The organism is Saccharopolyspora sp. NPDC050642 (assembly GCF_040654735.1).
In the GTDB taxonomy this organism is placed as follows: domain Bacteria; phylum Actinomycetota; class Actinomycetes; order Mycobacteriales; family Pseudonocardiaceae; genus Saccharopolyspora; species Saccharopolyspora elongata.
Genome location: NZ_JBFAIN010000012.1, coordinates 76,324 through 96,977 on the forward strand (window position 1 = coordinate 76,324; position 20,654 = coordinate 96,977).

Annotated in this window: 23 protein-coding genes; 15 read left to right on the top strand and 8 right to left on the bottom strand. The window is 68.2% G+C overall.

All coding sequences use genetic code 11. The annotated features are described in order from the left end of the window. The first annotated feature begins 223 nt into the window (after positions 1-223). Genes AB0H93_RS20215 through AB0H93_RS20225 form a run of 3 tightly spaced genes read left to right on the top strand, consistent with a single transcriptional unit; the run spans position 224 to position 3,420 of the window. A complete protein-coding gene (locus AB0H93_RS20215) occupies positions 224-1,366 on the top strand; it encodes an acyl-CoA dehydrogenase family protein (RefSeq protein ID WP_358574424.1) in 1,143 nt (380 codons plus the stop codon). Between the two features lie 40 nt (positions 1,367-1,406). Continuing rightward, complete coding sequence (locus AB0H93_RS20220; RefSeq protein WP_358574425.1) at positions 1,407-2,570, top strand: alkaline phosphatase family protein; 1,164 nt, start codon at positions 1,407-1,409, stop codon at positions 2,568-2,570. A 7-nt stretch (positions 2,571-2,577) separates the two neighbouring features. Beyond that, positions 2,578-3,420 (top strand): oxygenase MpaB family protein, encoded by an 843-nt coding sequence (locus tag AB0H93_RS20225; RefSeq protein WP_358574426.1) that lies wholly within the window; start codon positions 2,578-2,580, stop codon positions 3,418-3,420. A 214-nt stretch (positions 3,421-3,634) separates the two neighbouring features. Here the strand turns inward: AB0H93_RS20225 and AB0H93_RS20230 are convergent, their stop codons facing one another. From AB0H93_RS20230 to AB0H93_RS20245, 4 genes are read right to left on the bottom strand one after another with little or no spacing between them, the layout of a single operon-like run. After that, positions 3,635-4,150 (bottom strand): hypothetical protein, encoded by a 516-nt coding sequence (locus tag AB0H93_RS20230; protein ID WP_358574427.1) that lies wholly within the window; start codon positions 4,148-4,150, stop codon positions 3,635-3,637. 23 nt (positions 4,151-4,173) lie between these two features. Next, positions 4,174-4,938 carry a hypothetical protein gene (locus AB0H93_RS20235; RefSeq protein WP_358574428.1) on the bottom strand — a complete coding sequence of 255 codons (765 nt, stop codon included), beginning with the start codon at positions 4,936-4,938 and terminating at the stop codon, positions 4,174-4,176. A gap of 22 nt (positions 4,939-4,960) precedes the next feature. Then, positions 4,961-6,112, bottom strand: a complete 1,152-nt coding sequence (locus AB0H93_RS20240; protein WP_358574429.1) for a hypothetical protein — start codon at positions 6,110-6,112, stop codon at positions 4,961-4,963. Beyond that, complete coding sequence (locus tag AB0H93_RS20245) at positions 6,109-6,435, bottom strand: hypothetical protein (RefSeq protein WP_358574431.1); 327 nt, start codon at positions 6,433-6,435, stop codon at positions 6,109-6,111. Before AB0H93_RS20245 ends, AB0H93_RS20240 begins: the two co-directional genes overlap by 4 nt. Positions 6,436-6,864: 429 nt before the next feature. Here AB0H93_RS20245 and AB0H93_RS20250 point away from each other — a divergent pair, with 429 nt between their 5' ends. The 5 genes from AB0H93_RS20250 (at position 6,865) to AB0H93_RS20270 (ending at position 14,113) form a co-directional block, all read left to right on the top strand. Next, positions 6,865-8,349: an FAD-linked oxidase C-terminal domain-containing protein gene (locus AB0H93_RS20250; RefSeq protein WP_358574432.1), complete on the top strand. Its 1,485-nt coding sequence runs from the start codon at positions 6,865-6,867 to the stop codon at positions 8,347-8,349. Further along, positions 8,349-9,605 (top strand): FAD-binding oxidoreductase, encoded by a 1,257-nt coding sequence (locus AB0H93_RS20255; RefSeq protein WP_358574433.1) that lies wholly within the window; start codon positions 8,349-8,351, stop codon positions 9,603-9,605. The genes AB0H93_RS20250 and AB0H93_RS20255 overlap by 1 nt, the downstream gene beginning before the upstream one ends. Beyond that, the gene (gene glcF / locus AB0H93_RS20260) at positions 9,605-10,924 is read left to right on the top strand and encodes a glycolate oxidase subunit GlcF (protein WP_358574434.1); all 1,320 of its coding nucleotides are present in this window, start codon (positions 9,605-9,607) and stop codon (positions 10,922-10,924) included. Before AB0H93_RS20255 ends, glcF begins: the two co-directional genes overlap by 1 nt. Before the next feature lie 277 nt (positions 10,925-11,201). Further along, a complete protein-coding gene (locus AB0H93_RS20265; RefSeq protein WP_358495880.1) occupies positions 11,202-11,564 on the top strand; it encodes a hypothetical protein in 363 nt (120 codons plus the stop codon). Between the two features lie 290 nt (positions 11,565-11,854). Beyond that, positions 11,855-14,113, top strand: a complete 2,259-nt coding sequence (locus AB0H93_RS20270; protein ID WP_358574435.1) for an MMPL family transporter — start codon at positions 11,855-11,857, stop codon at positions 14,111-14,113. A gap of 145 nt (positions 14,114-14,258) precedes the next feature. Here AB0H93_RS20270 and AB0H93_RS20275 read toward each other — a convergent pair whose 3' ends face one another. From AB0H93_RS20275 to AB0H93_RS20290, 4 genes are all read right to left on the bottom strand, one after another. Further along, entirely contained in the window at positions 14,259-14,864 is a 606-nt protein-coding gene (locus AB0H93_RS20275; protein ID WP_358574437.1) for a TetR/AcrR family transcriptional regulator, read from the bottom strand. A gap of 362 nt (positions 14,865-15,226) precedes the next feature. Next, complete coding sequence (locus tag AB0H93_RS20280) at positions 15,227-16,495, bottom strand: tyrosine-type recombinase/integrase (protein ID WP_358574438.1); 1,269 nt, start codon at positions 16,493-16,495, stop codon at positions 15,227-15,229. Between the two features lie 9 nt (positions 16,496-16,504). After that, the gene (locus AB0H93_RS20285) at positions 16,505-17,185 is read right to left on the bottom strand and encodes a hypothetical protein (protein WP_358574439.1); all 681 of its coding nucleotides are present in this window, start codon (positions 17,183-17,185) and stop codon (positions 16,505-16,507) included. A gap of 154 nt (positions 17,186-17,339) precedes the next feature. After that, on the bottom strand, positions 17,340-17,714 hold the full coding sequence (locus tag AB0H93_RS20290) for a hypothetical protein (RefSeq protein ID WP_358574440.1): 375 nt from the start codon (positions 17,712-17,714) through the stop codon (positions 17,340-17,342). Positions 17,715-17,920: 206 nt separating this feature from the next. Between AB0H93_RS20290 and AB0H93_RS20295 the strand changes: the two genes are divergently transcribed. The 7 genes from AB0H93_RS20295 to AB0H93_RS20325 all read left to right on the top strand — a co-directional run bounded on the left by AB0H93_RS20295 (position 17,921) and on the right by AB0H93_RS20325 (position 20,499). Beyond that, positions 17,921-18,139, top strand: coding sequence for a helix-turn-helix transcriptional regulator (locus AB0H93_RS20295; protein ID WP_358574442.1), 219 nt, complete (start codon positions 17,921-17,923; stop codon positions 18,137-18,139). Beyond that, positions 18,136-18,456, top strand: a complete 321-nt coding sequence (locus tag AB0H93_RS20300) for a hypothetical protein (protein ID WP_358574444.1) — start codon at positions 18,136-18,138, stop codon at positions 18,454-18,456. Before AB0H93_RS20295 ends, AB0H93_RS20300 begins: the two co-directional genes overlap by 4 nt. A gap of 79 nt (positions 18,457-18,535) precedes the next feature. Continuing rightward, positions 18,536-18,832, top strand: coding sequence for a hypothetical protein (locus tag AB0H93_RS20305; RefSeq protein WP_358574445.1), 297 nt, complete (start codon positions 18,536-18,538; stop codon positions 18,830-18,832). Further along, positions 18,829-19,242, top strand: coding sequence for a hypothetical protein (locus tag AB0H93_RS20310; protein ID WP_358574446.1), 414 nt, complete (start codon positions 18,829-18,831; stop codon positions 19,240-19,242). Before AB0H93_RS20305 ends, AB0H93_RS20310 begins: the two co-directional genes overlap by 4 nt. After that, a complete protein-coding gene (locus tag AB0H93_RS20315) occupies positions 19,239-19,433 on the top strand; it encodes a hypothetical protein (protein ID WP_358574448.1) in 195 nt (64 codons plus the stop codon). The genes AB0H93_RS20310 and AB0H93_RS20315 overlap by 4 nt, the downstream gene beginning before the upstream one ends. Further along, entirely contained in the window at positions 19,430-19,882 is a 453-nt protein-coding gene (locus tag AB0H93_RS20320; RefSeq protein ID WP_358574449.1) for a hypothetical protein, read from the top strand. Before AB0H93_RS20315 ends, AB0H93_RS20320 begins: the two co-directional genes overlap by 4 nt. Then, positions 19,879-20,499: a hypothetical protein gene (locus tag AB0H93_RS20325; RefSeq protein ID WP_358574450.1), complete on the top strand. Its 621-nt coding sequence runs from the start codon at positions 19,879-19,881 to the stop codon at positions 20,497-20,499. The genes AB0H93_RS20320 and AB0H93_RS20325 overlap by 4 nt, the downstream gene beginning before the upstream one ends. Positions 20,500-20,654 lie beyond the last annotated feature (155 nt).

Genomic DNA, 20,654 nt, shown 5'->3' on the forward strand with positions numbered 1-20,654 from the left:
TGGCAGAAAGGTTCCCATCCTCGCACCCGCCGGCAACCGGCGCCCGGGCCCGAAACCGCGACCCGCCCCCGCCGGTCGGTGACAGGAAGGTTCCCATCCTTCCGTCCAGCTGGGGCTGTGGTGACAGGAAAGTTCCCATGCTGTCGTCCCGCCAGGGCCGTGGTGACAGGAAAGTTCCCTTCCTCCCACGCCCGGCGTGAACATCGAAAGGAGGCGTGAACCGATGCGCAGGGAGTTGTTCGAGCCCGAGCACGAGGCGTTCCGCGAGACGGTGCGCACCTTCGTCAACAAGGAGCTCGTGCCGCACGTCGAGGAGTGGGAGGCTGCCGGGGTCGTCAGCCGCGAGTCGTGGTTGGCCGCCGGAGCGCAGGGGCTGCTCGGCTTCGCCGTCGACGAGCAGTACGGCGGCGGTGGCGTCGACGACTTCCGGTTCAACGTGGTGTTCGACGAGGAACTCGTCGGCGCGGGCATTTCCGGCTTCGGCTCGCCGCTGCACAACGACATCATCGCGCCGTACCTGATCAGGCTGGCCACCGACGAGCAGAAGCAGCGCTGGCTGCCCGGGTTCTGCAGCGGCGAGCTCATCACCGCCATCGCCATGACGGAGCCGGGTGCGGGCAGCGACCTGCAGGGCATCCGCACCACCGCGGTGCGCGACGGCGACGACTTCGTCCTCAACGGGCAGAAGACGTTCATCAGCAACGGCATCCTCGCCGACCTGGTGATCGTGGTGGCCCGCACCGACCCGGACGCCGGGTACGAAGGCATCAGCCTGCTGGTCGTGGAGCGCGGCATGCCCGGCTTCGAACGCGGCCGCAACCTCGACAAGATCGGCCAGAAGTCGCAGGACACCGCGGAGCTGTTCTTCAACGACGTGCGGGTGCCGGCGCGCAACCTGCTCGGCGAGGAAGGGCAGGGCTTCATCTACCTGATGCAGAACCTGCCGCAGGAGCGGCTGTCGATCGCGGTCGCCTCGGCCGCCACCGCCGAGAAGGTCCTGGCCATCACCAAGGACTACTGCCGAGACCGCACGGCGTTCGGCCGCCCGATCGGCAAGTTCCAGCACATCCGGTTCGAGCTGGCGGAGATGGCCACCGAGGTCGAGATCGGCCGGGTGTTCACCGATCGTTGCGTCATGGACCACGTTCGCGGTGAACTGGACAACGAGCACGCCTCGATGGCCAAGTGGTGGCTCAGCGAACTGAACAAGCGGGTCGTGGACCGCTGCCTGCAACTGCACGGCGGCTACGGATACATGACGGAATACCCGGTCGCCAAGGCGTACCTGGATTCCCGGATCCAGACGATCTACGGCGGCACCACCGAGATCATGAAGGAAGTCATCGGGCGGTCGATGGGATTCTGACGGCCGTGGGCGCACACGCCCACGAGAGAGGCAGGGCGCCATGGACTGGATCGTCGCTCCCGACGACGACGGGCGCGCACTGCCCGACGTCCTCCCGTCGCTGCTCGGTGCGATGGGCGTGGCCGGGTTCTCCGACACCATCGGGTTCCCGGCCTGCCGCACCGCGGGCGTGTTGCTGATCGACGGGCTCGGCCGGGACCTGCTGCGCGAACACGCGGTAGACGCGCCGTTCATGGCCGGCCTGCTGACGTTGCCGCCGCTGAAGGCCGGTTTCCCGACGACGACGGTCACCAGCATCACCTCGCTGGGCACCGGCCGGTGCGCGGGTGAGCACGGTCTCGTCGGCTACAGCTTCGCCGAGCCCTCGGGCGGCCTGCTGCACCCGCTGAGCTGGGGAACCCACGGCACGACGCGCGATTCCGCCGGAGGCCGTCGGAGCCTGCTCGACCAGTGGCCGCCGGAACAAGTCCAACCGACGCCGACGGTGCTGGAACGAGCGGCCGCAGCGGGCGTCGACGTCCGGACCGTCGTGCCCGCGGAATTCGCGAACACCGGGCTGACCAGGGCCGCGTTTCGCGGCGCGGATTTCCGGGGCCTGCGCGCCCTGGGCGATCTCGCCGCCGAACTGCTCGCCGCGCTGGGCGCCGACGGCCCGGCGCTGTGCTACGGCTACCACGGTCACCTCGACTTCCTCGGGCACGTCCACGGCCCCGGCTCGTTGCCGTGGCGCCTGCAGCTGACGGTCATCGATCGCCTGGTGGCGATGCTGGCCGAGCGCCTCCCGCGCGATGCGGTGCTGACCGTGATCGCCGATCACGGCATGGTCGAGATCGACCCCGGCGAGGCGGTCGACGCCGACACCGACCCGGCATTGCGAGCCGGTGTCCGGCTCCTCGGCGGCGAGGTCCGCGCCCGCCACATCTACGTCGAACCCGGTGCGCTGGCCGATGTGCACGCCGCCTGGCGGGAGACGATCGGCGATCGCGGCATGGTGCTCACCGGCGAGCAGGCGATCGACGAGGGCTGGTTCGGCCCGGTGGTCGCCGATTCGGTGCGACCGCGCATCGGCGACGTGCTGGCGATCATGCGTGATTCCGGGGTGATCCGGTCGGTGGTCGAGCCGGGGGAGTCCGCGCTGCGCGGTCACCACGGCTCGCTCACCTCGGCCGAACAACTGGTTCCGGTGCTGATGTTGGGCGGGTGACGGGCGGATGCGCGACGAGGGGTTGTTCGGGCCGCAGACCGTGACCTGGCAGCTGCACGCCGACCCGGCGATGTGGATCGCCGGGATCTGCAGCCTCTACCTGCAGGCGTTGCACCCGCGCGCGGTGGCGGCCGTCGTGCAGAACTCCCGGTTCCGGGAAGACCCGCTGGGACGCCTGATGCGCACCGGGAACTTCGTCGCCACGACGACCTACGGCACGACGGCCGAAGCCGAATCCGCGGGCGAACGGGTCCGCCGGGTGCACCGCATGCTCAGCGCGACCGATCGGAGAACCGGCGCCGAGATCCGCTTGGACGACCCGGACCTGCTGCGCTGGGTGCATTGCGCCGAAGTCGCATCGTTCGCCGGTGTCGTGCGGCGCGCGGGATTCCCGCTCACCGAGGCGCAGCTCGACCGGTACTTCGACGAACAGCGCCGGGCGGCCGCCCTCGTCGGGCTCGACCCGGCGGAGGTGCCCGGCTCGACCCGCGCGATGGCGGAGTACTTCGAGCAGATCCGGCCCGAACTGCAGCGGACGGCCGACTCCGACCTGGTCTACGACTTCCTGCACCGGCCGTTCGCGCCGTGGTGGCTGCTGCCGGTGAACCTCGGCTACCTGCCCCTCGGACACCTCGCGTACTCGGTGCTGCCGGGGTGGGCGCGGAAGCTGCACGGCCGCCCGGCGTACCCGGCGCCAGTGGTCGCGGTCGGGCTGTGCGGGTTCCGGACGACCGGCCTGGCGGTGCCGGACCAACTGCGCTTCCGCTACCCGGGCGATCACGTCCAGCGCGCGGTGGACCGCCTGGGCAAGACGGCCATGCCGTCGATCAAAACCCTCGCCCGGCTGTGACACGGCGAAAGCATGGGAACTTTCCTGTCACCACGGCGGCGGCCGGAGTGCAGTACGGGAACCTTTCTGTCACTCCGCCCGCATAGCAGCGCAGCATGGGAACTTTCCTACCATTGCCGACGGCGTGAAGCATGGGAACCTTCCGGTCACCACGGCCCGACTGGCGCCGCAGCATGGGAACCTTCCTGTCAGCCGCGACGCCTGCGGCGAAGGGTCACTGCCGGAGCAGGAGGTTGGAGCCGTCGGCGAAGTCGATGGAGGCGAACGGCGCTCCGAAGAACGCTCGCCCCAACAACACGTCGCGGACGCCGCGCACCGCGTTCGAGGGCTGCTCCCACCAGGTGACCAGGGGCGCTGCCGGTTGGTCGACGAATTGGGCCGGGATGACCACGGCCACGCGGTGCGTGGTGGCGACCAACCAGGCGTAGCCGTTGCCTGCCGTCAACATGTCGGCGACCTGCACGGCGAGCTGGTGTCCGACAGCGGCCCTCGCCCACCCGCGAACCCCGCGGTCATGCACCCACTCGTCGCCGAGGTGCTCGCCTCGCGCTACGAGCTCCGACGGTTTGAGGTAGTCCTCCGGCACTGCTTGGGCGCACTTCGGTACCGAGTTGACCGGAACGTGCGGTGCCTTCGCATTGCCGGCCACTGTGGATGCTAGAAAGCCGGGTCGCCGTTCGAAGACCCGGTGCAACGACTCGCCCTGGCGCAGCCAGCCCTGCGCAGCCAACTGTGCGAGTTCGTTTGGTGTTGCTACCAACTGCTGCCCCCATTGCCGCGCACCAGCCCGAGAACCCGGTTCGGATCGGTCTTCACCGGGATCCGCAGATCGAGCAGAGAACCATCGATGAAGTTGATTCGCAGGTAGGGGCGGTGGCGGTGTTCCTTCTCGTATCCGAGCCAGCGGAACTCGCGTTGCACGACGTCGCAGTTGACGATCTGGTCCGTTTTTACGCAAGCCCGTTCGACGATTTCAAGGGCGCGGGTCTGCCCCTTGTGGTCGAAGGCGCGTCCTTTGCCGTTGATGGTGGAGTTCATGGTTCCCGCGAAGTCGTCCGCGAGCCTGCCGACCGGACCAGTGACCTTCATGACCGTGTCCATGGCTTTGTCCAGGACGTCCAGCGAGCCCTCGGGGTATTCAGGAAGCTCGAGCAGCGCCAACCGCTGTGGTGTGGCGATGAGGACTCCCGGTAGCGCCCCGGGGATGGCATCTCCTGCGGTACCTGTCATCCGGACGGCCAGCGTGTCGGCACTCCGTGCTGACACCACAGCCGAGGGTTGACTGCGGTCGTCGGCGGGTTCGTCACCCCAGCTGATCAGCGCATTGACACGGAACGGCAGAGCTCCCACTTGGAACGCGGCGCGAGTGAGGATGCTGCGACGCTTCTTGCCGTGTTCGTCGAGGCCACCGACCTCGAACAGCGGAATGTGGTACGGGTCGGGCATCGCCCAGAGGATGGGTTCACCCGGCTCGCACCACCACGACCGCGCGCTGAGGATCAGGTGTTCTTGGTTCATTCAGCTCGCGGCTCCCGCCAGGTCACGAGAATCCCTTCTCCTGCGCAGCCTTGCTCTCCTCCGGTGAGAGCTGCCCGCTGATCCGCTGGTTGGCCTGGTCGTACATCTGCTTGGGGATTTCTTTGATCGCTTGCCCTTCGACGGTTTCCACAACGCCGGACAGTGCAGCCTTGCCCAGGCTGGGTTTTCCGCCGAGCACCTCGCCGATCACCTTACCGCCGATGTTGGCGGCCAAGGCTTCCTCGCCGGTCTTCCCCATCCCGTGGCGGCCCATGAACAAGTTGCTGGTCTTGGAGGTGAAGCCCGTCGTGCCATCCGGGTTGGTGATCTCCTTGCTCTTGGACACTCGGTTGGCCAGGAACTTCTGCAACCCGCCCTTGCCTCGCATCTTGTTGAGCAGTTCTTCCAGCTTCTTCAGCCACTTGAAGAGCTGGGCCTGGACCTTGGCGACCTGCGTCGCAATTCGGCCACCGGTGATGCCGACCGACGCGGTGGTGGTCGCACCGGCCGCGCCCACCGAGGCGCCTGCGGTGATCCACGACGCGGCGAGCGCGGCGAGCCACTGGATGATCAGGCTGATGATCAGCTCGGTGAGGATGTTGATGACCATCTCGACGAACATGTCGAACATGTCCGCAATGCCGTCCAGGGTTTCCTTCAGCCCGCGGACGTCCTGCGCCAGGGCCTTGGTCCCGTCGCCGAACTCGGTCATCTGCTTGCGGAAGGCGTCGCCGTCCTGACCGACCCACGTCCCGGCGGTCGCCTCGGCGCGCTGGGGCTCCTGCTCGGCGACCGAGTCGAGCCACTTCGCGACGTCTTCCCAGCCCTTGCCGGTGGCACGCATCTGCTCGGGGTCGCCGATGGCCTGTTCGGCGATCTCGATCAGCGGCGTCATCACGATTGACACCAGGAAGCCGAGGCCGTTGTCCAGCAGCGCCTGGCCGGGATTGGACAGCAGGTCCATCTGCTCCTGGCGTGCCGCGATGACCGCGGAGGTCCACTCGGGCGCGGCGGAGCCGTCGGCGAGGCTGCCGCCGTTGGTGTTGGCGGCCGCGTCCTTCAGGTCGGAGGTGGCGCCGGCGATAGAGGAGCCGCGGGTCAGGGTCTGCTCGGCCCAGTTCTTGCGAGTGGAGTCGCCCTGGTTGAGCTCGGTGAAAGTTCCCGGGCCGGTCATCCCGCGAGCCCCTCTCCGGCCTTGTTCAGCATCTCGATGATCTGCTGCTCGGTCTCGTCGTAGTCCTTGATGGTGTCTTCGAGGGCCTGCTTGGTCTCGGTGAGGAACTGCTGGGCCTTCTGGGCACTCTCCTGGCAGCCCTGCAGCGTTTCGAAGTACTTGTCGCTGATGCCGACGGCGTTTCCGATCGGACCGAAGCACTGGTCGTCGGTGCGCGCCTGCTCCAGAAGCTGAGCGAGCTGCCCGAACTTGTCGGCGAGGCTCTCGCAGCCGGAGCCGTGCTCGGTCAGCGTCCCGGGCGTCATCTGCAGATTGCCACCCACTGCGGCACTTCCCCTCAGCGTGATTTGACTGGTTGTCGACCCTACGTCGTGTTTGACGTTGATGAGAAGTATTCGGTTCCGCTCGTTTTGAGACGTCTTCCGCTTTCGTCCCGTTGACCGCGGCGCTCGCCTCCGGACCTCGGCATTCGCGGCGGTGCGAGCATGGGAACTTTCCTGTCATCCGGCGGCCCGGAGGGCGTGAGGATGGGAACCTTCCTGTCATTTCTCGCCCGGCGGCGGCTCGTCTTGCGGTGGGAGTGACAGGAAGGTTCCCTTGCTCTGGTCACGGCGGGAGCCGAGCGCGATCCTGGTGCTGTGCGCGGCGGCGGAACATCTTGTCCACCTCTTGTATCTATGTTGTGAACAACCTAGGGTTCCCGATGACCGGAAGGGGCATTCCGTAAAACGGAAGTAACCGGGAGGCTGAGCATGCAGTCGACCAGCACCGCGACCGAGCCGGCGCTCGACCAGGTCGTGCAGCGGTTCCACGCGGCACTGCCGCCCAATGCGGTGATCACCGACCCGCAGCGGCTGCGCACCTACGAATGCGACGGGCTGGCGAGCTACCGGGTCGTGCCGGCCGTGGTGGTGCTGCCGGAAACCGCCGAGCAGGTCCAGGAGATCGTCCGGATCTGCGCCGAGCACCAGGTCCCGTTCGTGGCCCGAGGTTCCGGCACCGGACTGTCGGGTGGGGCGCTCCCGCACGCTTCCGGCGTGCTCGTGGTGACCTCGAAGATGCGGCGGATCCTGGAGATCGACCTGGCCAACGAGCGGGCCGTCGTCGAACCGGGCGTGATCAACCTCGACGTCACCAAGGCCGTCGCCGCGCAGGGCTACTACTTCGCGCCGGACCCGTCCAGCCAGCAGGTCTGCTCGGTGGGCGGCAACGTCGCGGAGAACTCCGGCGGCGCGCACTGCCTGAAGTACGGCTTCACCACCAACCACATCCTCGCCCTCGAGGTCGTCACCCCGGACGGTGACATCGTCGAACTCGGCGGCAACGCGCGGGAAACCCCGGGCTACGACCTGCTGGGCGCCTTCATCGGCAGCGAAGGCACGCTCGGCGTGGTCACCAAGATCACCGTGCGGCTGCTGCGCAAACCCGAGGCGGTGCAGACCCTGCTGGCCGGGTTCCCGTCCACCGACGAGGCGGGCGCGGCTGTGTCGGCGATCATCGCCGACGGCGTCACCCCAGCGGCGATCGAGATGATGGACGCGCTGGCCATCGAAGCCGCCGAACAAGCTGTCCAGTGCGGCTACCCGGAAGGCGCCGGCGCGGTGCTGGTCGTCGAACTCGACGGCCCCGCGGCCGACGTCGAGCACACCTTCACCGAGGTGAAGCGGCACTGCGAGGCGCACGGCGCGTTCGAGATCCGGGTCGCCGCCGATGATCACGAACGCGCGATGATCTGGAAGGGCCGCAAGTCCGCGTTCGCCGCGGTGGGCCGCATCAGCCCCGACTACATCGTGCAGGACGGGGTGATCCCGCGGACCGCGCTGCCCGAGGTGCTCGGCCGGATCGCCAGGCTGTCCGCCGAATCGGGCGTGCGGGTCGCCAACGTCTTCCACGCCGGAGACGGGAACCTGCACCCGCTGGTGCTCTTCGACGATGCCGAGCCGGGCGCGAACGAGCGCGCCGAAGCGGTCTCCGGCGCGATCCTCGACCTGTGCATCGAGCACGGGGGCTCCATCACCGGCGAGCACGGGGTCGGCGCGGACAAGGTCAAGTACATGGGCCGGATGTTCACCGCCGACGACCTGGACACCATGCAACGCGTGCGCTGCGCCTTCGACCCGGTCGGAATCTGCAACCCGGGCAAGGTCTTCCCGACGCCGAGGCTCTGCGGCGAAGTGCCCGGGCCCCGGCGCGGCGTGCACCCACTGACCGAAGCGGGATTGGCGGACCAGTTCTGATGCCCACTACGACCAAGGACGCCGCGCACGGAGCACTAGTGGCCGCGCTGGGCGCCGAATGCGTGCGGGAAGCGACGGAGGCCGACGCCGTGTCCGGCGTCCGCCCGCACTGGGTGGCCACTGTGGACGGAACGGAACGGACATCGGTGGCGATGAAGATCGCCGCCGAGCACGGCCTGCGGGTGGTGCCCAGGGGATCGGGCAGCAAGCTCAGCTGGGGCTGCGCGCCGGACGCCGTGGACCTGCTGCTCGACGTGTCCGCCGCGAGCGGCATCGTCGACCACGCCGCGGGCGACCTCGTGGTGCACGCCCTGGCCGGAACGCCGATCGCCGAGATCAACAGCGCTGCTCGCGCCGCCGGGCAGCAGTTGGCGATCGACCAGCCGCTGCCGACGGCGACGCTGGGCGGCATCATCGCGACCGGAACCGCAGGGCCGTCCCGGCACCTCTTCGGCGGCGTGCGCGACCTGCTGATCGGAATCACGGTCGTGCGGGCCGACGGCACGGTGACCACGGCGGGCGGCAAGGTCGTGAAGAACGTCGCGGGCTACGACCTCGGCAAGCTCTACACCGGCTCCTTCGGCACGCTCGGGGTGATCACCGAAGCCGTGTTCCGGCTGCACCCGGTCGCCGCCGAGCACCGCTGGATCACGGTCACCGCCGACGACCCGGAAAGCGCCGCGGCCGCCGCCGACATCGTCCGGCACTCCCAGGCGATGCCCACCGCGATCGAACTCGACCGGGCCGAACCCGGCAGGCCGATCACGGTCTGCGCGCAGCTCGAAGGCAGGCCCACAGCCACGCACGACCGTGCGGTCGAGCTGGCCGCCGCCATTGGGCACGGCGCCCAAGTGCTGGAGCAGGCCCCTTCGTGGTGGGGGCAATACCCGTTCGACCCGGCCGGCGGGATCGGTCTGCGCTTCGGCGCGGAGCCGACCGCGCTGCCCCGACTGCTCAACGCCGCGCAAGACGCCGCCGCGGCGAACGGCCTGCCGCTGTCGATCCGCGGCGCCGCCGGACTCGGCGTGCTGAACGCCGGGCTGCCCGGCGACGCGGACGCCGCCGCCGTCGCCGAGTTCGTCAAAGCGCTGCGCGCCAGCTGCGACTACGCGGTACTGCTCCGCACGCCGCAGGACGCCGCGATCGACCCGTGGGGGCCGATCGCGCCCGGGCTGCTGGCGCTGATGCGTCGCACCAAGGACCAGTTCGATCCGGAACACCGGCTCGCCCCCGGCCGGTTCGTGGGAGGAATCTGATGACCGAGACCCCGGCCCGCCCGGGCGCCTTCGACGCGCTGCACCCGCCGCAGCGCGAGCTCGTCGACGACTGCGTCCACTGTGGATTCTGCCTGCCCAGCTGCCCCACCTACGACCTGTGGGGCGAGGAGATGGACTCGCCGCGCGGGCGCATCTACCTGATGAAGGAAGGGCTCGAAGGCGAGCCCATGACCGACACGATGGCCGGTCACTTCGACGCATGCCTCGGCTGCATGGCCTGCGTGACCGCCTGCCCGTCCGGGGTGCAGTACGGCACGCTCATCACCGAGACGCGAGCCCAGGTCGAACGAAACCACCAGCGCGGACGCTGGGAACGACTCCTGCGCACGGCGATCTTCACGCTGTTCCCGTACCCACGTCGTCTCAAGGCGATGCGCGGACCGCTCGCGCTGTACCAGCGGCTCGGCATCGGCAAGCTGCTCAAGCGGTCCGGGCTGCTGGCGAAGCTGCCGGACGGACTGCAGGTGATGGAATCCCTGGCGCCACCGATCAGTCGCGCGCCGAAGCTGGGAAACCGGATCCCGGCGCGCGGCAAGCGACGCGCGACCGTCGGCATGATCACCGGCTGCGTGCAGAGCGCGTTCTTCCCCGACGTCAACGCGGCAACGGCGCGCATCCTCTCCGCAGAAGGCTGCGACGTCGTCATCCCGCCGGCGCAGGGCTGTTGCGGCGCGCTCAGCGAGCACTCTGGGCGCGAACCCGAAGCGGTGAAGTTCGCCCGCCAACTGCTGGACACCTTCGAAGAATCCGGCGTGGACTACGTCGTCATCAACTCGGCCGGCTGCGGCTCCACGCTGAAGGAATACCCGCGACTGCTGCAGGACGACCCGGAATACGCCGAGCGCGCGGAACGCTTCTCCGCGCGGGTGCGCGACATCTCCGAACTGCTCGCTGAGCTGGGCCCGGTCGCCGAGCGCCACCCGCTGCCGGTGCAGATCGCCTACCACGATGCCTGCCACCTCGCGCACGGCCAGGGCATCCGGTCGCAACCACGCGAACTCCTGCGCGCGATCCCCGGACTGGAGCTCAAGGAGATCAACCGGGGCGAACTGTGCTGCGGTTCCGCAGGCGTCTACAACCTGCTCCAGCCGGAGGCCGCGCGCGAACTGGGAGATCGCAAGGCCGAGAACGTCCTCGCTACCGGTGCGAAGCTGCTGGTGACGGCGAACCCGGGGTGTTCGATGCAGATCCGCACGGCGCTCGAGCGCTGCGGTGAGCGCCTGGCGATGGCGCACACCGTGCAGGTGCTCGACGCATCCATCCGCGGCCAGGGCGTCGAAACGCTCCTGCGCGGCTGAAACGGCACTATCGCGAGGTCGGCGACCTGGTCGCCGACCTCGCGACCATTTCGCCACCACCAGCCGGGTGCCGAGCCGAGGTGCGTCGGGCGCGAGCATGGGAACCTTCCTGTCATTCCGGGCGCGAGCATGGGAACCTTCCTGTCACCGGATTCCAGGAGGTCGGGTCTTGATTGCGAAGGCGGGCCGGTGTCTGGCCTGTGATCTCTCCAGCGGCGCAGTCCCCCTCCCGGGCGGGAGAATCCACGAGACGGCTTCCTGGGTGGTGGAGCACTGCGTGGGTCCGTTGGGCATTGGCACGCTGCTGGTCAAGCCGTTCCGCCACGTGCTGCACATCGCGGAGCTGACCGAAGAGGAGAGCGCCGAGCTCGGTCCGCTGCTGCGGCGCGTGTCTGCAGCGGTCGAAGACGTCGTGCGCCCGGAGCAGGTCTACGTCTGCCTGTGGTCGCATTCCGGAGGCGTGCCGGGACACATCCACTTCGTCGTGCAGCCCGCCACCTGCGACCTGATGGAACGGTTCGGCGGCTACGGGCCCGCGCTGCAGATGGCGATGTTCGCCGAAGGCGACATCCCGGACGAAGCAGAGGTGGGAGCGATCTGCGCTCAGCTCAGAGCGGCGCTGCACCCTTCGGCTTCCTGACGCAGGCCCTTGCTGCCGGCTGCGCAGCCAGATGGGTCCGCCCGGGCCTGGAGTGGCAGGAAGGTTCCCTTGCTCCAGTCGGGCGGGCCGTTTCGGTTCCTGCGGTGACAGGAAGGTTCCCTTGCACCGCTCCCGTGGCCGGCGGGAGCGGGCCGCGACCGAGCGTCTGATTTCACCCCCACTTCACTTTTGCGAGCGTTTACTTGCATTCGAAAAATGCGAGTGTTTGCTCGCATGTTCTTCCGGGTCGGCAACGACACCGCCAGCAGCCAAGAGAGGGACTTTTCGCGATGCTTGATTCGGGCAACAGCCCGCCCCCCGAACCCGCGTTGGCGTGCCTCGGCCGATTCGTGATCCGGCGCCGGTGGTGGACCCTCGCGGTCAGCCTGGTCATGTTCGCCGTGGCACTGGTCGGTGCCTCCGGCGCGATGAGCGCGCTTTCACTGTCCCGCTTCGAATCGCCGGGCAGCGAGTCGCTGGTCGCCGCCGACGTGCTGGACCGCGAGTTCGGCACCGGCGGGCCGAACATGTCACTGCTGGTCACCGCCAAGAACGGAAACGTGGACGATCCGGCCGTCGCCGCGGCCGGTCGGGCGCTGACCGACGAACTGGCCGCCCGTCCGGAAGTGGCCGAGGCCGACTCCTACTGGTCCCGCGGGGCCAGTCCGTCGCTGCGGAGCGCCGACGGACGGCACGCCCTGGTGCTGGCGCGGGTTCCGGGCGACGCGACGCAGACCCGCGGCATCCTCCGCAACCTCTCACCGCAGTTCACCCGCGACACCGTGGACATCGCGGTCGAGGTCGGTGGCCGAGAGGAGGTCTTCCGGCAGGTCGGCGCGCAGGCTGGGCAGGACTTCATCCGGGCCGAAGCGCTGATCTTCCCGCTCGTGTTCGTGCTGCTGGTGCTGGTGTTCCGCGGATTCGTCGCGGCTCTGCTGACGCTCGGAATCGGAGTGTTCGCGATGGTCGCCACCATGGCGGCGTTGCGCGTCACGGCCGCCTTCACCGAAGTCTCCACGTTCGCGCTCAACATCACCCTCGCGATGGGCTTGGGGCTGGGAGTCGACTACTGCCTGTTCGTGATCAACCGGTTCCGGGAACGTCTCAGCAGCGGCGACACCCAGCACGACGCGATCATCCACAGTGTGCAGACCGCCGGGCGAACGGTGCTGTTCAGCGGGCTGACCGTCGCGATCTCGCTGCTGGGGCTGCTGTTGTTCCCGTTCCCCTTCCTGCGGTCCTTCGCCTACGCGGGATTCTTCGTCGTGCTGTTCAGCGCCATCGGGGTGCTCTTCACCCTCCCGGCAGCGCTGGCCCTTGTCGGACGTGCGGTAGGCGGAGGCGTGCTGCGGCGTCGCCGCCCCCGGCCGAGTCGCGCCGGCTTCTGGCACCGCACGGCCCTGATCGTGATGCGCCGACCAGTCGCCTTCGGCGGCGCCGTCATCGTCATCCTGCTGGTGCTGGGATCACCGATCCTCGGACTGCGGTTCGGCCTGCCGGACGACCGGGTGCTGCCGCCCAGCGCATCGAGCCGGCAGGTATCCGAGCGAATCCGGGCCAACTTCGGGGTCGAGGAGTCCGACGCCATCCACCTCGTCGCCCCGTCCGCCGGTGACCCGAGTGGACTGCGGCCGCAGGTCGAGGGTTATGCGACCGCGCTGTCCCGGCTGGAAGGCGTGGTGCAGGTCGATACCATGGTCGGCCGGTTCGTCGACGGGCAGCGCGCGGCCGGTGTGCCGGCCGAATTCGACCGGTTCACCAGCGGCACCGGAACGTGGCTTTCAGTCGTGCCCAGCACCGCGATCCTGGAGGCAGATCCGCTGGGCTTCGTGCAGGACGTCCGCGACGTCCCCGCGCCGTTCGCCGTGCAGGTGGGCGGTTATCCCGCCGAACTCGCGGACTTCCGGGCGGCGCTGCTCGACAGGTTGCCGCTGGCGTTGCTGGTGATCTTCGGGATCACGTTCATCATCCTGTTCCTGATGACCGGCAGCCTGGTGCTGCCGCTGAAGGCGACAGTGCTGAACCTGCTGAGCCTGTCGGTCATGTTCGGTGCGCTGGTCTGGATGTTCCAGGAAGGGAACCTGTCCGACGTCTTCGGTTTCACCGCCACCGGAACGCTCGAAACCAGCATTCCGATCCTGATGTTCTGCATCGCGTACGGGCTGTCCATGGACTACGAGGTGTTCATGATGTCCCGGATCAAGGAGGAGTACGACCGGACTGGTGACAACGAATCGGCTGTCGCGGTGGCGATCGAACGCAGCGCACCGCTGATCACCGCTGCCGCAGCGATCTTGGCGGTGTCCTTCGCGATGTACGCGTCTTCGGGCGTGCTCTTCCTGAAAACGCTCGGGCTCGGCCTGGCGTTGGCGGTGCTGGTCGATGCCACGTTGATCCGAGCTGTCCTGGTGCCCGCGTTCATGCGGCTCGCCGGAGACGCCAACTGGTGGGCCCCCGCACCGCTGAAGCGAATCCACGCCCGGTTCGGCATCAGCGAAGCAAGCCCATCGCAGTCGCCGACCGCGCAATCCCTGGCCGGAACTCGCTAGCTCCCGACCAACGGCGCTCGCTCCACAGCTGTGCGGGGCGGGCGCCGTGACAGGAAGGTTCCCTTCCTGTCACGGGTTCAGCAGCGCATGACCGGCGAAATCTCCGCGCGACGTTTTGAAAGCTGGAGTGGTGGCCCGGGGCAGATCAGTCGCCGACCAGCGGTGCCAGGGAGGCGTGGAAGATCCGCTTGAGTTCGCGGACGACCGATGCTCGCTCGTCTCCGGTCGACGTGATGATCAGGGGCAGGACGCCGCGGAACGCTCCGGTCAGCACCCGCGCGGCGCGTACCCTCTGGTCCTCCGGCAGCTCCGGGGCGCGCGCGGCGAAGATCGTGCTCAGCCGGTCGATCACCGCTTCGCGGATGTGCAGGGGTTTCGTCGCCACCTCGTCCGGGGTGTTGAACAGGGCTTGGAAGCCCGGGTTCGACAAGTTGAAATCGATCATCGGGTCCAGCATCGCGTCGATCAGCTCGGTGAGCGGGAGGCCGGCGTTCTCCACGGTCAAGGCGGTGCGGTGCGCCTCCTGCAACTGGCGGAGGTACCGCTCGGCAAGGGCGCGGGCGATCTCCTCCTTGTTCGGGAAGAACTGATAGAGCGACCCGGGGGAGGATCCGGCGCGAGCCGCGATCGCGTTCGTGGTCGCGGCGGCGAAGCCGACCTCGCTGAACACCTCGGCGGCGGCGTCCAACAGCAACTCGATGCGCCGTTCGCCCCTTGCTTGCCTGCGACGCTGCGGCGGCCGATCCGCCATCCCTGCCACCTCCTCCGCGCGGCCGCCACCAGCCCCGGCGAAGATGCGACCGTTTGTTCACATTCTCCGCGGACGGTATCCGGTCCGCGGTGGTAGGGGCGGCTGGGAACCTTCCTGCCACTCCTCGGGCGCTGGATGCGAGGAAGGGAACCTTCCTGTCATGCGGCCCCCGTGCGTGGAGGTGACAGGAAGGTTCCCATGCTCGCACCGCCCCAGCCCCCATCCGGGCGCAAGTGATCGTTCGGCAAGCCCCACACCCATTGACTGTGACAGTGTTGGTGTCGCTTGAGTGCTCTGACCTGCGGGTTTACGGCTTGCGGTGGTTGAAGGTGGATTACGGCGTCTGACTGCGAACTAGCAGGTCAGCCTGCGTTTTGGTCGGGTTCGATCGAGTCCGATGAAGACGGCTGTTGGTCGACGTCTGCCCCATGACTTGCCCCATCTGCCCCACCACGGATTACGGTCAGCGTCGGCGCCTGGCCGAGGGCTGCGATCAGGCGCTGTCGAGCGGCGGCTGTCTGCTGTACGTACTCCTTGGTCTGTCGGATATCAGCGTGTCCCATGGCGTCAGCAAGTGCGAACACATCGAGCCCGCCATCCGCCGCGCGTGTGGCGAATCCCCGGCGACTCGCGTACAGCGACACCGATGGAACGCTCGCCTTCTTCGCAGCCCGGCGCATCCAATCCCCAACCCGATCGGATCGCAGCGGGTGTCCCCGCTTGGTGAGAAAGACCAGCGCACCAGTGCATTCGGTCCCATCGGTGTGTTCGACTCCGCAGCCGCCGGCGAGGCTACGTCCGTCGAGCTGGCGGTCTAGGATTTCGATCGCCTTGGGTGTCAGAGGGACCGCCCGCATGTCCTCGTCCTTCGGATAGGGTCGGATGACGCGACGTCGCGCTACCAAGACCTCGCACACCACCACCCAGCCGCGCTTTAAGTCAACGTTGTGCGCATGCAGCCCACACAGTTCGCCAGGGCGGAGACCGGTCTCGAGGCTGAAATCCACAACGTCGCGGTAGTTCCGTAGGTGCTCGCCCATCTTCTCGGCGTTGTCCCGTGCGAGATAGGGCTTTGCCCGTTTGGTCTTTTTGGGCAGCTTGATACCAACGCAGGGTGAGGCCGTCAGGATGCCCTTGTCCTTGGCTGTCGTCATCGATGCTTGGAACACCGCGTAGATCCGCCGGACGTAGGCGGGGGAGGGCTGCCGTTCGTACTTCCAGGCGTCAACGCGGCCGGCCGTCAGGTCGTCTACCCATTCCTGAACGCCGGTGTCAGCACTGCCCTTGCTGGTGATCTTGTTGAGGTGAACGTCGCCCCATTTTGGACGGATGTACTTCTCAACGAGGCAGTGTTCGGTGACGTAGGTGTCGGACGGCCGTGCGTCCCGAGCGCCGGAGATGCGGTCCCACAATTCGCCCCACGGGATCCTTGCGGATTGCTTTCCGGTGTCGACCGCGGCTTGTCGGCTGGCGCTGATTTCTTCCTCGGTCGCGGCGTCGCGCGCGTCTTTCTTCCGTGTGAACTTCCGCGTCCGGCCTGTTGCAGCGTCCTTGACGTACTTCTTCGTTCCGGCTGAGTCGCGGTATCCACCGCGGAAACCGCCACCCGGTAACGGGTCAGCCCATGCCATATCGCCTCCCTAGATCGTTGCTTGCAACACCTCACCTACAGCGGACAGGCAGGCGTGCGGGTCTACTCCGAGGTGTGGTCGCACCCGTAGACAGCGGTCCTTGTCGTGTGGTTTGCCCTGGTCGTGCTTGTTGTCGTCGGGGCGCTCCGTCTCGCCGTTGTCGTTGGGGCGCTCCGCCGGGCTTGGTTCTGTCGTGCTGGTCGGGGTGGTGCTCGGCTGATCTCGCGTGCTCGACGTGGCCGGCGCGCTCGTGGCTGAATCGGGGGGCGCTGATGGCGGCTCGGGCTCGCTGCTCAACGTGGCAGGCGTGCTCGTCGTGGTGTCCGGCGTGCTCGATTGCTGGGGCGCCGTCGGCGCGAGCGTCGTGACTTCGGTCTCGCGTGGTCCTGGCGTCAGCAGGACCCGTGTCCTGTGCGGCTGGGGCGGCGACTCGCCGCGGGCATCTCGATCGGTCGCCGGAACCAGCACGATGGCCATGACCACCACGCCGGTGGATGCCGTCGCCGCCGTCAACGCAAAGGCTGTCGTGTGGTCCCGCAGCTGCCGCAGCGCCCAGACCGCGCCGCTGAGGGTCAGCAATACAACGGTGAGCAAGCCACCTCTGATGAGCTGCCAGCTGTGCTTGCGTTCATCGCGGGATCGTTGCTCCTGCTCGATTCGGGAGATCTCCGCGTCGATGCGGTCGCGCATCTGCTTCAGCTCGACCAGCCAACGCTGATCATCAACTCGGGTCATTCGACGTCCTTTTAGGCGTAATGGTCTACGCCCGGTAGTCGAACAACTACGGCAAATCGTTGCAAAATCCTCGATCGGCCCTAAGCGAACGGTTGTCCGAAGTGGTCACTTACCCGGAGCGCCGCTGCTGCTCGATGAACTGGTCGACGCGCGCCATGAGCTCGTTGAAGTCCCGTCGCAGGTTCTCGCGGAACTCCTCCGCCGCCTCTGCTGGATCAACGGGCGCCGGCGCCGACTGCGATGCCTGCTCGTTCGGCTCGGCGCCTTCGAGCACGGCCCGAACGCTACCGGGGGACCAGTCGAGCCCGCGTTCGATGGACGCCTGCACGGTCGGGCTGACGGGCTCGTGCTTCAACTCCAGCCGCTGGAGCGTCTTGTCCGACACGCCGATGTGTTCGGCGAAACTGCGCCGCGCCCGGAATCCGGCGTCGACGCGCGCACGGGTGACGTAGTCCGCAAGTCTCTTCCAGTCTCTTCCGGGCATGTCCGAAGCATGCCTCATTGGTCTAGTGCTGTCCACTCGGCAGGGGGGTCGAGGGCGCTTCTGTCTCGTCAGGTACCGCACCTGTCCTCCTCTGGTGGGTTCTTCTGGGTTCTTTGTACCTCTTCTAGCTTCTCCTTTTCAACCCGGTACGCAGAACTGTCCTTTAATTTCTTGCTGTGTCTCCTTTAGTGTCCTATGTTGTCCCCATGGCCGACCCCCGAGGAACCAACATCCGGACCCTGCGCGAGCAGCGCGGCGTCAACCGGAGCGACTTCGCCGCCGCTGTCGGCGTCTCCTACAAGCACCTGTACGGAATCGAGACCGGCACCAACACGGCCGCCGTCGAGACCCTGTACCGGATCGCCAACCACCTGGGCGTCGACATCGACCAGGTGATGAGCGCGTCCAAGGTCGGCGCGGCATGACCGGCGACGCCCACCCGAACAAGGGACCGGTGCCGACGCACCCGATCCCGCCGCCCCGGCCGACCAAACCGCGCGTCGACGGCGCCGCCGCAGTCCCCTCGCCGTGGATGACCGTTCGCGAGACGGCCGACTACACCCGCCGCCACAAGGACACCGTGTTGCGCGCGCTCCGCGAGTACCAGCGCACCGACGGCCGCAGCGGACTGCGAGGCGCCCAGCCGAAACCGCACGCCTGCTACCGCGTGCGCCGCGACGACGCCGACCGGTGGATGGCCGGTGAGCCGCCCGCTCGCACGCGGCGACTCGCCCACGCCTGACCTCCCAACACAAACGCGGGCCGTCGCTCCCCGCCAAGAGACGCGACGCCCCGCTCACCACGAGAGAACGGAACTCTCAATGGCTGCAACAAAGCTACCGCCGGAAACCGACGCCGAACGCACCGACGTGTCGCCGACCTTCCTTGAGGCGCTGGGCATGCACACCGAATCCCGTGCCCGCGCCGACCACGACTTGGTCGAGCAGGACAACCGCGCCTGGCTCGCACTGCCCGGTCGGCACTGCAACGGCGGCGCCTGGTATCCGTGCGCCACGCCCGGGGTGTGGGAGCTGCGCGGCTACGTCGGCCGCGCGTTCTGCACCTACCACGCGGCGCGGCTGCTGATCGCCGACCAGCTCGCGGCGGTGACCCGATGATCGACCACCGCGCCAAGGCCGAACAGCTGCTCACCGACGGGAACCGGACGGACCGGTGGGTCACCGAGGCGCACGTGCACGCCACGATCGCGCTCGTTGACGCCCTCCGCCAGCTCGGCTCCGCCGAGACTGACCGAGCCGAGGAGACCGGCGTCGAGCGGCTGACGCCGGAGCAGAACGCCAACCGGCAGGCCCTCGCCGGCCGACTGCGTGCCGCTGGCGACCACGCCGAGACTGTCCACTCCGGACAGTACGGGCGCAGCCTGCGCGTGCTGCTCGGGTTCCTCGCGCACCACATCGACGACCCCGCGCACCCGCAGCTCGGGCTCATGCCGCGCCACGCCGCGCTCGTCGCCGACCACCTCGCCGAGCAGGCCCAGCGTGCCGCCGAGTCGGAGGTATCCCAGTGACCGCCCCCGCGCCTGCCCCGGTGCTGCTGCCGCTGCTGGGCACCCCGTGCGCCGTCTGCGCCCACGCCGCCCGCTACGTCGACGGCGACCGCCACGTGATCCACAACGACCTGCGGTTGCGCCCCTGCCAGCTGCCGCCGAACCCCACCGCGCCCGCTGTGACCACCGATCTTGCCGAGGTGACCAAGTGACCGACATCGACACGCTCGCCCAGCAGCAGGCCGCCGGACTGCGCGCCCTCGCCGACATGATCGAGACCAACCCCGAACTCGCCAAAAACTTCAGCTCCACCCTGAACCGGGTTGGTATCAACGTTCATCTCAGTTGGAAAGACCGAGTCGCCGAGCTGGCCCGCATCGCCCGGATCGCCAAGCGCCACGGCGCAACGGTCACCAAGGACATCAACGAGACGTTCCACAACCTCGTGCTCGACTTCGGCGGCACCAAGGCCCAAGTGCTCGCCTACCGATCCGAAGTCTGCGAGCGGGTTGTCACCGGTACCGAGACCGTCACGAAGCGGGTCAAGGACCCGACCGCGCTCGCCGCGGTGCCCGAGGTCGAGGTGACCGAGACGGTCGAAAAGTTCGAGTGGGTGTGCCGCCCGCTGCTGGCCGCCGACGCCGAGGCGGTGTCGGCATGAGCAACCGACTCGCCGAGATCAAGGCCCGAGCGGAGAAGGCCGCCCCCGGCCCCTGGCACTGGGCAGGGAACACCGACACCGGAGACCCTTACCTGGCCAACTGGCGGCCCGGTTACGGCCGATGCGACGTCATGAGCCGCGTGCGCGTCGAGCGCACCGAGAAAGACCGCGCGCTGGTCAACTCGCTCGAAGACGTTCCCGAGGAAGACGTGCGGGACGTCATCGACAACTACCTGTACGACGGGTTCGGCGGACTACGCCACGACGAGCGGCTGGCATTCAGCACCGACATGCGCATGAAGCCCGCCCGCGACATGGCCGTGTACGAGGTCGCACCGCAGGCCACCAGCCGCGATGACCAGCGGGTCTACCGCGCCGACGTGATCGGCATTCGGCACCCCGACGCGACGTTCATCGAGCACAGTCGGGCCGACGTCGACTGGCTCGTGGCCGAGGTCGACCGGCTGCGCGCCGCGATCACGGCAGTGCGTCGGACCCACCAGCCCGACGGCGACGGCGACTGCACCGCGTGCGGGGTCGACGCCCACGAGGACCCGATCCCGTGGCCCTGCGCCACCGTGCGGGCCCTCGACGAGACCCCGGCGGCTGCCCTGTGACCGCGCTGATCGTGACCTTCGCGCAGCCTCCCGCCTGCCCGCTGTGCGAGGGCCGCCGGGCCGTCGAGGTGCAGCCCCTCGACGGCCGGCCCACGGCCCGGATCGTCTGCCCGCTGTGCACCACCCCCGAACCCCTCCACTGCTGCCTCGCGCCG

Coding starts and splice junctions, on each gene's coding strand:
- AB0H93_RS20255 (WP_358574433.1), top strand. CDS start 8,349: ATGCCCACTACGACCAAGGACGCCGCGCACGGAGCACTAGTGGCCGCG.
- AB0H93_RS20215 (WP_358574424.1), top strand. CDS start 224: ATGCGCAGGGAGTTGTTCGAGCCCGAGCACGAGGCGTTCCGCGAGACG.
- AB0H93_RS20235 (WP_358574428.1), bottom strand. CDS start 4,938: ATGAACCAAGAACACCTGATCCTCAGCGCGCGGTCGTGGTGGTGCGAG.
- AB0H93_RS20295 (WP_358574442.1), top strand. CDS start 17,921: ATGGCCGACCCCCGAGGAACCAACATCCGGACCCTGCGCGAGCAGCGC.
- AB0H93_RS20305 (WP_358574445.1), top strand. CDS start 18,536: ATGGCTGCAACAAAGCTACCGCCGGAAACCGACGCCGAACGCACCGAC.
- AB0H93_RS20310 (WP_358574446.1), top strand. CDS start 18,829: ATGATCGACCACCGCGCCAAGGCCGAACAGCTGCTCACCGACGGGAAC.
- AB0H93_RS20285 (WP_358574439.1), bottom strand. CDS start 17,185: ATGCGCGACCGCATCGACGCGGAGATCTCCCGAATCGAGCAGGAGCAA.
- AB0H93_RS20275 (WP_358574437.1), bottom strand. CDS start 14,864: ATGGCGGATCGGCCGCCGCAGCGTCGCAGGCAAGCAAGGGGCGAACGG.
- AB0H93_RS20300 (WP_358574444.1), top strand. CDS start 18,136: ATGACCGGCGACGCCCACCCGAACAAGGGACCGGTGCCGACGCACCCG.
- AB0H93_RS20250 (WP_358574432.1), top strand. CDS start 6,865: ATGCAGTCGACCAGCACCGCGACCGAGCCGGCGCTCGACCAGGTCGTG.
- AB0H93_RS20240 (WP_358574429.1), bottom strand. CDS start 6,112: ATGACCGGCCCGGGAACTTTCACCGAGCTCAACCAGGGCGACTCCACT.
- AB0H93_RS20325 (WP_358574450.1), top strand. CDS start 19,879: ATGAGCAACCGACTCGCCGAGATCAAGGCCCGAGCGGAGAAGGCCGCC.
- AB0H93_RS20220 (WP_358574425.1), top strand. CDS start 1,407: ATGGACTGGATCGTCGCTCCCGACGACGACGGGCGCGCACTGCCCGAC.
- AB0H93_RS20225 (WP_358574426.1), top strand. CDS start 2,578: ATGCGCGACGAGGGGTTGTTCGGGCCGCAGACCGTGACCTGGCAGCTG.
- glcF (WP_358574434.1), top strand. CDS start 9,605: ATGACCGAGACCCCGGCCCGCCCGGGCGCCTTCGACGCGCTGCACCCG.
- AB0H93_RS20290 (WP_358574440.1), bottom strand. CDS start 17,714: ATGCCCGGAAGAGACTGGAAGAGACTTGCGGACTACGTCACCCGTGCG.
- AB0H93_RS20270 (WP_358574435.1), top strand. CDS start 11,855: ATGCTTGATTCGGGCAACAGCCCGCCCCCCGAACCCGCGTTGGCGTGC.
- AB0H93_RS20280 (WP_358574438.1), bottom strand. CDS start 16,495: ATGGCATGGGCTGACCCGTTACCGGGTGGCGGTTTCCGCGGTGGATAC.